This window comes from Polyangium sorediatum, assembly GCF_029946465.1.
Classification (GTDB): Bacteria; Myxococcota_A; Polyangia; order Polyangiales; family Polyangiaceae; genus Polyangium; species Polyangium fumosum.
The window spans coordinates 49,164-61,742 of the sequence record NZ_JARZHI010000015.1 but is presented as its reverse complement, the minus strand read 5'-3'; the positions used below and the strand labels follow the sequence as shown (position 1 = coordinate 61,742).

Annotated in this window: 6 protein-coding genes and 1 tRNA gene; 6 read left to right on the top strand and 1 reads right to left on the bottom strand. The window is 68.8% G+C overall.

Annotation, left to right across the window (positions count from 1 at the left end; genetic code table 11):
* Window positions 1-25: 25 nt before the first annotated feature.
* Window positions 26-751 (top strand): Crp/Fnr family transcriptional regulator, encoded by a 726-nt coding sequence (locus tag QHF89_RS18820; protein ID WP_136969065.1) that lies wholly within the window; start codon window positions 26-28, stop codon window positions 749-751.
* Here the strand turns inward: QHF89_RS18820 and QHF89_RS18815 are convergent.
* Window positions 705-1,154, bottom strand: a complete 450-nt coding sequence (locus QHF89_RS18815) for a response regulator (protein ID WP_136928944.1) — start codon at window positions 1,152-1,154, stop codon at window positions 705-707. The two genes, QHF89_RS18820 and QHF89_RS18815, sit on opposite strands and share 47 nt — an antisense overlap.
* Before the next feature lie 456 nt (window positions 1,155-1,610).
* On the opposite strand from QHF89_RS18815, the gene QHF89_RS18810 reads away from it, so the two are divergent.
* The 5 genes from QHF89_RS18810 to QHF89_RS18790 all read left to right on the top strand — a co-directional run bounded on the left by QHF89_RS18810 (window position 1,611) and on the right by QHF89_RS18790 (window position 12,571).
* Window positions 1,611-3,008 (top strand): hypothetical protein, encoded by a 1,398-nt coding sequence (locus QHF89_RS18810; protein ID WP_284720669.1) that lies wholly within the window; start codon window positions 1,611-1,613, stop codon window positions 3,006-3,008.
* A gap of 101 nt (window positions 3,009-3,109) precedes the next feature.
* A tRNA-Leu gene (locus QHF89_RS18805) sits at window positions 3,110-3,194 on the top strand.
* Window positions 3,195-3,510: 316 nt separating this feature from the next.
* On the top strand, window positions 3,511-6,549 hold the full coding sequence (gene secA / locus QHF89_RS18800; RefSeq protein WP_136969066.1) for a preprotein translocase subunit SecA: 3,039 nt from the start codon (window positions 3,511-3,513) through the stop codon (window positions 6,547-6,549).
* A complete protein-coding gene (locus QHF89_RS18795) occupies window positions 6,546-8,612 on the top strand; it encodes a hypothetical protein (RefSeq protein ID WP_136969067.1) in 2,067 nt (688 codons plus the stop codon). Before secA ends, QHF89_RS18795 begins: the two co-directional genes overlap by 4 nt.
* Window positions 8,613-8,701: 89 nt before the next feature.
* Window positions 8,702-12,571: a hypothetical protein gene (locus QHF89_RS18790; protein WP_136969068.1), complete on the top strand. Its 3,870-nt coding sequence runs from the start codon at window positions 8,702-8,704 to the stop codon at window positions 12,569-12,571.
* The last annotated feature ends 8 nt before the right edge of the window (window positions 12,572-12,579 follow it).

Genomic DNA, 12,579 nt, shown 5'->3' with positions numbered 1-12,579 from the left:
CTGTGCTGTCAGACAGGGGGGTACCATGGGTTTGCAGGAAGGCGAGGCACAAACCACGACAACCAGACCGAACGCCCGCGCCCTCGAAATTCTCGAGCGCTCCGGCCTCCGCGGCCTGCCTGAGCCCACACGTCGCGCCTTGTTCGAGGTGGGGAAGGTCGAGCGCCTCGCCCGCCGCCAGCGCCTCGCCCAGCAAGGCGAGCCCGCCCAAGCCCTGTTCCTCCTCGGCAAGGGCCGCGTGAAGCTCGAGCGCGCCGGCAGCGGACACGTCTTCCCGGTCGGTCATCGAGGTCCGGGCGACCTCGTCGGAGAGGCCGCGCTCACGGGCAACGTCGCTCCGGAGCACGCCATCGTCGCCGACGAGGCCGAAGCCCTCGTGATCCCGGCAGCTCTCGTGCGCCGGCTCACGACCACGGACACCACCTTGCAAGCCGCGGTGGCGCGGGCGCTGCTCGAAGGGCAACGCGCCGCGGAAGACCGGCTCGCCTCTCTCCTCTTGCGCAGCGTGCGCGCGCGGCTCGTCGAGCTCCTCCTCGACGGGCTCGACCGCTGGGGCGAACCCCACGTCCGCGGCATCACCCTCTCTGCGCCCTTCACCCACGCCGATCTCGCGAGCCTCATCGGCTCGACGCGCGAGACGGTCACGCTCGAGCTCGGCAAGTTGCGCCGTGCCAAGCTCATCGAGCTCGACAGGCGCCGGATCGTCATACTCGACCGCGGCGCGCTTGCGCGGTACGGCGAGACGCAGTGATGCGACGCACGAGCGGGAAGATGCCCGAGCGCGGAGCCGCCCGCCGCGACGAACGCGCGCCGAAGACCGCATCGAGGAGCCGCTCGAACGGATAGGGCTTGACGATCACGTCCGTGAGGTCGGCGGACTCGTGCCGGGGCAAGGGCTGGCTCGTCGTGACGATCACCCGGTGCGGCACGTTTCCGTGCGAGCGCATCCGCTGGAGGATCTCCACGCATTTCGGCGAAGAGTTCGAGAGATCGATGACCGCGACGTCGTACGTCCGGTGCCCGAGCTCTGCGAGCGCCTCGTCGAGCGTCGCCGTCTTCGTCACCTTCGCGCCGCGATTCGTGAGCAAGAGCGCGGTGGCCTCACGCATCAGTTGTTCTTCATCCAAGAGCAGGATCGTCGGTACATTGAGCATGGCGCCGCGGCACCTTGCAGCGCGCGTGCCGTCACGGTTCGGCGTCGGCGAGTTGGTTTCTGAGCTTACCAGCGTTCGTCGACGCGCCCGAAGATCCCAGGTTCAAACAGCGCTCCCGCGGCTGCCTGGCCCCATTCCGTACGATTACGATCTGTGCCCGAAGGGGGCTTGCGTGAGGCTCCTTGCGCGCAAATCGGTGACCAAACACGGGGAATCGTCGTCCGAGGACATTGCAGCGTCGAAGTCGTGCGCGGATTCTTCCCATCAACGAGCGGTCTGGACGTGGAAACGCGGGAGGCCAGACAGAGCAACCAAGGGCGCCCAGCACGTTCTTCCTCGACTCCAAGATCAAACCTGATTTCAAGTACTTGCACGTCCTCGACGTCATGGATCGAATCGTGCACCACGCGGGTCCGCCGGGTCGGTCCTCCCGGCCCAGGTTTCCTTGGAGGCACGATGATGCATTCGCTTCGCGTTCTGACGATTTCCACGCTTTCCCTTGCAATGGCCGCGCTCGTGGGCTGCGGCGACGACGAGCCGCCGAACGAAGAGAACAAGAGCTGCTCCGTCCAGGCGCAGACGGGATGCGGGACCGGGCTCGTATGCGAGGAGGTCGAAGGAGGAGAGCCGACCTGCTTTTCGCCCGTGGCATTCAAAGGAAAGGTCGTGAACGCCCTCGACGACAAACCCGTCCAGGGAGCACGAATCGTGGCCCGCGACGCGAATGACGCGGCCGTCTCGCCGGTCGCCATTTCGGCGGCAGACGGGACGTACACGCTGCACGTTCCGGCCAAACGCAATGCGGAAGGCAAGCCCCTTCCCGCAAAGCTGACCCTGCGCGCGGACGCGTCGAGCTACCAGACGTTCCCGGTGGCCCCGCGCATCGCGCTGCCGATCGACGTGGACACGGCGACGGGCAGCCCGCCCGTGGTGCAAAACGCATCGACGGACATCGCGCTCGTGCCGCTGCAAAACGCGTCCGGGCTCGGGTCGATCGCAGGCCACGTGGTGGCCGACGAAGGCGTGACCCTGGTGCCCGCGGGGGCGCTCGTGGTCGCCGGCGGGTCGACGGGGATCGTGGATTTCGATGGGAACTTCGTCGTGTTCAACGTGCCGGTGAGCATGAGCGTGGACGTGAAGGCGTACGCCGCGGGCCTGCAGATCAGCCCGAAGACGGTGGCCGTGGAGGCGGGCAAGGAGACGGGCAACGTCGAGCTGCACATCACGAGCGCGGCGACGGCGGACGTCTCGGGGAAGCTCTCGATCGTGAACGGTAATGGCTTCAGCACGACGAGCGTGGTGCTCGCGCTGGAGGACACGTTCGTCGAGGATGTGGCCCGCGGCGAGGTGCCGAAGGGGCTGCGTGCGGGCGGCGTGACGGGTGACTTCCTGTTCAAGGGCGTGCCCGACGGGAAGTACGTCGTGCTCGCGGCCTTCGAGAACGACGGGCTCGTCCGGGATCCGGACACATCCATCGGCGGGACGCAGATCGTCCACATCGAGGTCGCCGGCCAGAACATCGCGCTCGCGGAGAGCTTCAAGGTGACGGGCTCGCTCGTCACCGAGTCGCCCGGCAAGGACGGGCTCGAAGAGGTCGCGGGCACGCCGACGTTCGTCTGGGCCGACGACTCGAGCGAGGACAGGTACGAGGTGCGCGTGTTCGACGCGTTCGGCGTGAAGGTCTGGGAAGACCTGGCGGTGCCGAGCGTGAGCGGCTCGAAGACGGTCAGCGTCGCGTACGGCGGCGAGGCGCTGATCCCGGGCATGATCTACCAGTTCCGCGCGACGTCGATCAAAGACGACACGCCGATCGCCCAGACCGAAGACCTGCGCGGCGTGTTCATCGCCCGCTGACCCTTTTCCACGGCTCGGCGTGGCCCCCGAACCTGAAAATCCCGCCCTTCGCCGGAAGAATGCGCAGCTCCGCCACATGCTGCTAGAGTGCCGGTCCCCGAGCACGAGTGGCGGAACTGGCATACGCACCGGGTTTAGGTTCCGGCGCCGCAAGGATTGAGGGTTCGACTCCCTCCTCGTGCACCACCCAACGTGGGGGGCTCCGGTCGGCCCTGGAGCGATTTTTCGCGATGCGAAAGATCGCCGGGCCTTCCTCTGCCCCCCACACCCCCCCGCGCGCTCCCCTCCCCTTCGCTGCACTCCGTTGCGGGAAGCGCCTCGAACCGGTACGTGTTCAGGTCCCATCTCGGGGGGCGTGTTCAGGCCCTCCCCTGCGGGAACCCATCCCGCGGGGGATTTGCGCCCGCTTGCCGTAGGGACTACGTTCGGCAGGCTCCGCGCCACCCCCACGCACCGCACGATCCGACCGGGACGACGAGCCCCGGAGCCAAGGCGAAAGACGATGCTCACCTGGGCGATGAAGAAGATCTTCGGCACCTCGCACGACCGTGCCGTCCGCCGCATGCGACCGAAGGTCGAGGCCATCGGGGCCCTCGAAAAAGACCTGAAAAAGCTCTCGGACGCCGAGCTCCAGGCCAAGACGGCCGAGTTCAAGACCAAGCTCGACAACGGCGCGAAGCTCGACGACATCCTCATCCCAGCCTTCGCCGTCTGCCGCGAAGCCTCCCGGCGCGTGCTGCGCATGCGTCACTACGACGTGCAGCTCATCGGCGGCATGGTGCTCCACCAGGGCTCGATCGCCGAGATGCGCACCGGTGAAGGCAAGACGCTCGTCGCCACCCTGCCCTGCTACCTCAACGCGCTCGAAGGCAAAGGCGTCCACGTCATCACCGTGAACGACTACCTCGCCAAGCGCGACGCCGAGTGGATGGGCAAGCTCTACGGCGCCCTCGGCCTGAGCACGGGCGTCGTCGTCAACCAGCAGAACGACGCCGACAAGCGGCTCGCCTACCGCTGCGACATCACCTACGGCCAGAACAACGAGTTCGGCTTCGACTACCTCCGCGACAACATGAAGTTCTCGGCGCTCGACTACCACCAGCGCCCGCTGAACTACGCGATCGTCGACGAGGTCGACTCCATCCTCATCGACGAGGCCCGCACGCCGCTCATCATCAGCGGCCAGGGCGAGCGGTCGAGCGACAAGTACCGCGTCATCAACGACATCATCCCGCGCCTCCGCAACGAGGAGCACTACAACGTCGACGAGAAGGGCCACTCCGTCACCCTCACCGACGACGGCGTGGAGCTCGCCGAGAAGCTGCTCGAAGCGATCGGGGTCCTGAAGAGCAAGAACCTCTACGACCCGGTCAACCTGGAGACGCTGCACATCCTGAACCAGTGCCTGCGCGCGCACTCGCTCTACAAGCGCGACGTCAACTACCTGGTCAAGGAAGGCAAAGTCCTCATCGTCGACGAGTTCACCGGCCGCGTGCTCGCAGGCCGCAGGTGGTCGGACGGCCTGCACCAGGCCGTCGAAGCCAAGGAGAACGTGCGGATCCAAGAGGAGAGCCGCACGATGGCGACGATCACGTTCCAGAACCTCTTCCGCATCTACAAGAAGCTCTCCGGCATGACCGGCACGGCGGACACCGAGGCCTCGGAGTTCCACAGCACGTACAAGCTCGACGTCATCATCATCCCGACGAACAAGAACATCATCCGCAAGGATGAAGAGGACGTCGTCTATAAGACCGAGCGCGAGAAGTTCACCGCCGTCGTCAAAGAGATCATCGAGAAGAACGAGAAGGGCCAGCCGATCCTGGTCGGCACAACGAGCGTCGAGAAGAGCGCCGCGATCGCGAAGATCCTCGCGAAGAAGGGGATCAAGCACAGCGTGCTGAACGCGAAGCAGCACGAGAACGAGGCCTACGTCGTCGCGCAGGCGGGCCGCAAAGGCGCGATCACGGTCAGCACGAACATGGCCGGCCGCGGCACCGACATCCTCCTCGGCGGCAACCCCGAGATGCTCGCGAAGCTGCGCTTCAAGGAGCAGAACCGCCTGCCCGAGGCCGAGCCCGAGGCCTTCGAGGAGCTCACCGAGCAGATCCGCAAGGAGTGCGAGGCCGAAGGCGCCGAGGTGCGCGAGGCCGGCGGGCTCTTCATCATCGGCACGGAGCGGCACGAGTCGCGGCGCATCGACAACCAGCTCCGCGGCCGCGCCGGCCGCCAGGGCGACCCCGGTTTGTCGCGCTTCTACCTGTCGCTCGAGGACGACCTCATGCGGATCTTCGCGGGCGACCGCGTGAAGAACCTCATGGAGAAGATGGGCATGCCCGACGACGAGCCCATCGAGCACCCCTGGGTCACGAAGAGCGTCGAGAACGCGCAGAAGAAGGTCGAAGAGCGCAACTTCGACATCCGCAAGAACCTGCTCGAATACGACGACGTGATGAACGCGCAGCGCAAGACGATCTACGACATCCGTCAGCAGCTGCTCGTCGGGCGCTACTCGCCCGACATCGTCGACGAGGAGGGCAAAGCGACGGGCGAGAAGCGCACGATCAAGGCGCTGTCGAAGCTGGTCGAGGACGTGGTGCCCGACGTCGGCTACCTGCTCGGCATGTTCGCGTCCGACCCGATCTCGCCGCGCGACAAGGAAGGCAACCCGCGCACGCTGACGCGCAAGGACTTCGAGAAGGTCGAGAAGTTCGTCGAGACCGACAACCTGCAGAAGGAGCTCTACACGCGCTACGGCGTGAAGATCGACTTCGAGGGCCGCGAGGACGCGGGCGTCGAGATCTACGACGAGTGCGTCGACCTCGTCCCGCGCGCGCTCACCGAGCAACGCGAGCGTTTCCTCGACCTGATGGACCGCATCATCGGCGCGATGGTCGAGGAGAACTGCCCGCCCCGCAAGCCGCCGGAGGACTGGGACTGGGGCGGGATCTTCCAGGGCTTCCGCGAGCACTTCGGGATCGAGCTGCCCGACGATATCGCCGAGCACGCCGAGCCGCAGGCCCTCGCCGAGGACCTCTTCAACCGCGCCGAGAAGGCCTTCGAGGCCCGCGAGAAGGAGATCGGGACGGAGCTGCTCCTGCGGATCTTCCGGCACGTGTACCTGGAAGAGCTCGACAAGTCCTGGGTCGATCACCTGACCGACATGGACCACCTGCGCGACGGCATCGGCCTGCGCGGCTACGGCCAGAAGGACCCGAAGCAGGAGTACAAGAAGGAAGGCTACAACCTCTTCGTGACCATGGTCGCGCGCGTGCAGTCGAACGTGATGACCAAGGTCTTCGCGATGAAGGTGCGTCGCGAGGAGGAGGAGCAGGCGATCGAGGAGCGAGACCTCGCCCGCCACCAGGAGCAGCTCGACCACGCCGTGGCCCACCACGACGAGGAGCTGCCGCCCGGCGCCTCCGAAGAGCCGCCCGCGCAAGAGCCGATCATCGCGGCCGAGCAGGAGTGCCCCTGCGGCAGCGGGAAGCCCTTCATGCAGTGCCACGGCGCCGAGATGGAGGACGAGGCGTCGGTATGAGCACTGCTGCATCACAAACACCGGTCCACCCGTCGATGGTGCTCGGGGCCTACCTCGAGCGCCTCGTCCGCGCGCGTCGCGTCGCCGTGCTCGGTGACGCGACCCTGGAGCTCGCCGAGAGGCTCGTCGAGCGCGGCGCGAGGCTCGTCCACGCCTACGATCCCGATGCAGCGCGCGCGGCCGAGGCCTTCGCGCGCACCGCGCAGGATCGCGACCGGCATGTGATGCACGCAGTGCTCGCAGGAGACCTCGGCGTGCGCGACGGGGCCTTCGACGTGGTCGTTCTGCCCGACCTGTCGATCTTCGCCGACCCGTCCGACGTGCTCCGCAGAGCACGGAAGCTCGTCGGCACGGCCGGCATCGCCGTGATCGCCTCGCCGAACCCGGATGCGTCCCGGCGCCTGCTCGCGCTCGCCGCGCCGCGCGGCAAGGACACGTCGCCGCCCGGGTACTACGCGCTCTACGACCTCGTCTCGCTCCAGTTCCCCGTCGTGCGCATGCTCGGGCAAGCGCCGTTCGTCGGGTACACGGTGGCAGACTTCGCCGCCGGCCCGGATCTCGAGGTCAGCGTCGACACGTCGCTGCTCAAGGCGACGGAGGAGCCCGAGCACTTCATCGCGATCGCCAGCGAGCGCAAGGTCTCCGTCGACGCGTTCGTGGTCGTGGAGCTCTCGCTCTCCGAGGTGCGCGACGCGATCGGGACGGCGGGCGCGAAGGCCGCAGACACGGGCCGCGTGAAGGAGCTCGAAGCCGCGCTCGCCGTGCACGACGAGCGCAGGCGCGCCGACGAAAAATCCGCCGAGGAGCGCGCGGCCGCCGCCGTGGCGACCGCGGCGCGCGTGGTCGACCTTGAATCGAAGCTCGAACGGCTGCGCGACGTGGACACGCGCGCGGGCGACACGCACGTGCGCGCCGAGCGGCTGACACACCAGATCCGCGACCTCGACGAGGAGCTGCGTCGCCAGCGCGACCGCGCGACCAAGCTCGCGAAGCAACTCGACGACGAGAAGAAGTCTCGCACGAAGGCCGAAGTGGAGCTCGGGCTCGCTCGCGGCAGGCCGGAGATCCCGGGCGCGAAGGAGCGCATCGAGCAGCTCACGGCCGAGCTCTCCGCGACGCGCTCGCGGGCCCTGGAGCTCGAAGGCGAGCTCAGCGCGGCAGGCGTCGGCCTCGAGGAGCTCTCGAACGATCGGGCTGGGCTGCGCGCGCGTGTCGCCGAGCTCGAGCTCCGGCTCGCCGCCCAGGAAGCCGCCGCGCGGGAGCCGGATCCCAGCCTGCTCTCGCGCGTCGCCCAGCTCGAAGCCGCGCTCGAACGGTCGGAGGCCACACGGCAATCCGCCGTTCGTCGCGCCGACGAGCTCGCCGAGACGCTCGCGGCCACGACGGCCGAGCGGCTTCACCTGGCCGAGAAGACGCAGACGCTCGAAAAGCAGACGGCCGCGCTCCTCGCCGAGCGCGCCGCGAGCGAGTCGCTCGCGCCGGAGATCGACGCGCTCGAAGCGCAGCTCCGGGCGCGAGGCCTTCGCATCACGGTGCTCGAAGCAGAGCTGCGCGAGGGCCTACGGGTGGGCAAGGAGCTCGTCGAAGAGCTCGAAACGCTCCGCGGCGCCGCCGTGGCCCCCGCAGGCGAGGCCGCTCCTCCGGCGGCCACGCCGCAGAATGGCGCGCCCGTCCCCCCGTCGACGCTCGTGGGTCATGCCTCGGCAAGGGAAGCGGCTCCCGCAGAGACCGCCGACGCAACGCCCGTCGACGACACCGAGACGATGAAGACGCAGCTCGACACGCTCGCCGCCCGCGCGGCCCGCTCCGAGGCCGATCTCAAGGCTGCGGAGTGGCGCATCGCGCAGCTCGAGCTTGCCCTCGCGTCCGCCGAGCGCGGCGAGGGAGAGCCCGCGGCCGTGGCGGTCGAGCTGGAGCAAGCCCTCCTCGCGGCCCACCAGGAGCTCGCGACGCTGCGCCGAGCGGTCGGCCCCGAGGGTGGGCACGTCGCGCCGGGCGTGGTCGAGCAGGCAGTCCTGCTCCACCAGATCTCGAATCTGACGATGGGGGACTCCGCTCCGTAAACGGAGCAGCGCCCCCCACCCTCGCCAACTCGACGGCGTCGTTCCCGGACGGCTCGCCCCCCCTGCTTGGCCGCGCTAACACGTCGGCCATGCGTTCTCGCCTGATCGCCGCGATCGCTCGCATCGCAACCGCCGCCACGCTCGTCGCGGCCCTCGGCGCCTGCGGATCGGCCGTCCCCAAGACGGCCGCTGATCCGATCGAGGCCATGCGCGCCGATGCGAGCGCCTCGCAGGACGGCGAGGTCCTCGGCCGGTGGCTCCTCGGCGAGCTGCTCGTCCCCGGCGGCGACGCGGCGCGGGTCCGCGAGGCGCGCGGCAAGCTCGACAAGGCCTCGAACAAGGGCCTCTACGCCTCGCTCGCGCGCGCCGTCGACGACGAGATCCACGGACGCTTCCGCGCGGCCGCCCTCGCCCACCTCGACGCCGTGAACGCCGCTCGCACCACCGATCACCCCGACGCGCCGCTCGTCGGCTGGTACGCGGCGAGCCACCTGCTCCGCCTGCGCTCCAGCGTCCCCGGCATCTGGGACCTCGCGAAGGACACGGTCCTGCGCACGATCGATCAGCCGGGCCACATCGGCTGGCGCGCGCGCAGCGACCTCGCCGAGTGGTGGAGCGTCGAAGGCCTGCGCAAGGACGCCGAAGGCAAGGACAAGAGCCCGACGGAGATCGCGGCCGATCGCTTCGGCTGCGCCAAAAAAGCGCGCGTCGCCGGTCCTTTTGGCCACCTCGCCCCGAGTGATCACCGCATGCATTTCGAGGCCGAACGCGCCGGCCCCTGGCCTCGCCTCTTCCCGGCCGATCCGCGCCGCGCCGATCGCCCGCGTGTCCTCGCCACCGAGCGACGCGGCTGCCAGATCCGCAGCGCCGAGCCTGTCGCCGGCGGCGTCTTCTACGCCGAGACCTACCTCGAGTTGCCGGCCGAGCGTGAGCTCATCGTCGCCGTGCAGGGCGCGTTCTCGATCCGCATCGACGACGTCGAGGTCATCACGCGTGACCCGCGCGACTGGGGCATCTGGCCTCGTTTCGGCGCGCGCGTCCGCCTCTCTGCGGGCCGCCACCGCATCCTCGCGCGGATCGGCAGCGCCGAGACCGGCATCCGCATCCTCGCGCCGAACGGCTTGCCCCTCGGCGCCGAGACCTCCGACGATCCTACGGCGCCGTACGTCCTCGAACCGCCGCTCGTCCTGCCCGATCCCAACGTCCTCGAACCGTTCCTCCTCGCGCTCGGCGTCCCCGCCGCGCCGCGCACCCCGCGCCCGGCGCCGCGCGACACGAACGATCCCGTCGCGCGTTACCTCGCCGCGTGGCTCTCGCACATCGAGGGGCAGGACGACCTCGCCTCCGTGTTGCTCGAACCGCTCGTGAAGGATCCCTCGCGCGCGACCGGACCTGCGCTCTCCACGCAGGCGCTCTTCATCGAGAAGGACCCGATCTTCCCGCAGAACGACGCGCGTGATCTCGTGAAGGACGTCCGCGCGCGCGCCGTCGCCAAGGACCCGGACCTCTGGCTCTCGCTCTTCTGGCTCGCGCTCGACGAGGCCGACAAGGTCGGCGCGCCCGAAGCCGCGGCCAAGGTCGCGAGGCTCGCCGATCGTTTCCGCGAGGTCCCGGACATCTTGAAGGGACTCGGCCGCATGTACGCGCAGATCGGCTGGAGCGTCGAGCATGCGCGCACCGTCAAGGACACAGCCGCGCGCTTCTCCGAGGACACCGAGGCCCTCTTCGCGCTCCTCCGCCTCCACGACGAGCGCGGCGACGTCGCCGAGGCCGACAAGATCGCCAAGCGCATCGAGGCCCTCGACCCCGACGCCGAGGTCGCCCTCCAGCGCGCGCTCGAACGACGCGACTGGGGCGGCGCGATCCGCGAACTCGATCGCATCGGAAAGACCCGCCGCGATCGTACGGACGTCGCCATCAAGATCGCCGATCTCCTCACCCGCGCCGGCGCGCAACGTGAGTCGATCGACGCCCTCGAACGCGCCGTCAAGACGGACCCCGAGAACGCCTCCGCGCGCCTCGCGCTCGCTGACGCGCGCCTCGCCCGCGGCGACAAAACGGCGCTCCGCAGTGCGCTCGTCGAGGCCATCCAGACCGGCGCGGATCCTTCGGCGCTGCGCGAGGCCATCGAGCTCGTCGAGGGCACGACCGAGCTCACGCCGTATCGCATCGAGGGCAAGAAGGTCATCGCGCAGTTCGAGGCGTCGGGCGTCACCATGCCCGGCACCGCGGCGCGCGTCCTCGACTACGCCACGTTGTGGGTCCACGCCGATGGATCGGCGCGCATGCTGGAGCACGAGATCATCGGCATCCAATCGCGCGAGGCCATCGAGGAGCTCGCCGAGCAACGCGTGCCGCGGGGCCTCGTGCTCAAGCTCCGCACCGTCAAGAAAGACGGCCGCGTCCTCGAACCCGAGTTCGTCGACGGCAAGCCCACCGTCACCATGCCGCACCTCGAAGTGGGCGACTACATCGAGACCGAGACGCTCTACACGCTGCGCGGCGATGGCCGCGGCGGGCGCAGCTTCGAGGGCCCGCGCTGGTTCTTCCGCGAGGAGAAGATCCCCTACTTCATCAGCGAGTACGTCGTCGTCACGCCCAAGAACCGCCCGCTCGACGTCGAGATCGGCGGCAGCGTCCCGAAGCCGACCCTCAAGGAGAACGGCGCGTTCGTCGAGCGTCGCTTCCGCGTCGATCGCAGCCCCGCGCTCCCCGAGGAGCCGGGCAGCGCGCCGACGCAGGAGTTCTTGCCGAACGTGCGCATCGGCTGGGGCATCAACCTCGAAGACCGCATCGACCGCCTCGTCGACGCCACGAGCGACGAAGTCCCGCGCGACCCGCGCCTCAAGCGGATCGCCGAGAGCATCGTCACCGGCGCCGCGCCCGACGCCGAGGACAAACCTGCCAAGCCGGCGTCCGTCGACGAGCAGGCGCGACGCATCTATCGCTGGGTCCTCGCGAACGTCGAGCAGGGCCGCGATCAGTCTCGTGAAGATGACGGACGTCGCATCGTCATCGGCAAGAGCGGCAACCGCACCGAGGCCTTCCTCTACCTCTGCCGCCTCGTCGGCATCGACGCCTCGCTCGGCATGGTGCGTGATCGCCTCACGCCGCCTTCCAACGGCCCGCTCAGCGACGCCGAGTCCTTCAACGCGCTCGCCGTCCGCCTCGGCACCGAGCGTGGCGCGCGCTGGATGGTCGTGCGCGACAAGTTCGCGCCGTTCGGCTACCTCCCGAGCTCCTTGCGTGGCCAGCCTGCCGTCGTCCTCAAGGAGGGCGCGCCGCGCGAAACCACGCCGCTCACGGGCTCGCGCGACGGCGTCACCTACGAGGGCACCGTCGATCTTCGCGCCGACGGCTCGGCGGCGATCAAGCTCGAACAACGCTTCGAGGGCAAGTTCGCCATCATGCTGCGCAGCGCCCTCGAGAGCCTGCCTGACGCGCAACGCGACGAGGCCATCGAGACCAAGCTCATCGGCCAGGCCTTGCCCGGCGCGCGCCTGCGCTCGCTCGACATCAAGAACGCGGCCGACCTCGACGCGCCCCTCGTCCTCGTCATGGACCTCGAGATGAACGACTTCGCGCGTGTCCGCACCGGCGACATGGTCATCTCGCCGCCCTTCGCGCTCCGCCTCTCGCCCTTCGCCGCCCTCCCCGCGCGTGAGACGCCGCTCTACATCTCCGAACAATCATCGGTTTTTTCGAATGTTCGGCTCCGCGTGAAACTGCCCGAGGGGGCCCGTGTCACGACCCAACTTGCGGCGGCTTCCACCCAGGACGGAGGACGTACGGCGACCGTCAGCGACCGCGTGGATCGCGACACCCTCGTCTTTGAACGGGCGATCACCATCCCCGCTGGCCGGGTGCAGCCCGACGCGTATGGGACATTCCAGAGCTTCGTCCGCGAAGCTGAGGCCGCGTTGCACCGCGACATCGTAATTTCAGTCGGAGCACGTTAGCGATCTCG

What these genes read in the sequence shown, in the direction of transcription:
- QHF89_RS18820 (WP_136969065.1), top strand. Translation starts at nt 26, where the DNA reads ATGGGTTTGCAGGAAGGCGAGGCACAAACCACGACAACCAGACCGAAC.
- QHF89_RS18815 (WP_136928944.1), bottom strand. Translation starts at nt 1,154, where the DNA reads ATGCTCAATGTACCGACGATCCTGCTCTTGGATGAAGAACAACTGATG.
- QHF89_RS18810 (WP_284720669.1), top strand. Translation starts at nt 1,611, where the DNA reads ATGATGCATTCGCTTCGCGTTCTGACGATTTCCACGCTTTCCCTTGCA.
- secA (WP_136969066.1), top strand. Translation starts at nt 3,511, where the DNA reads ATGCTCACCTGGGCGATGAAGAAGATCTTCGGCACCTCGCACGACCGT.
- QHF89_RS18795 (WP_136969067.1), top strand. Translation starts at nt 6,546, where the DNA reads ATGAGCACTGCTGCATCACAAACACCGGTCCACCCGTCGATGGTGCTC.
- QHF89_RS18790 (WP_136969068.1), top strand. Translation starts at nt 8,702, where the DNA reads ATGCGTTCTCGCCTGATCGCCGCGATCGCTCGCATCGCAACCGCCGCC.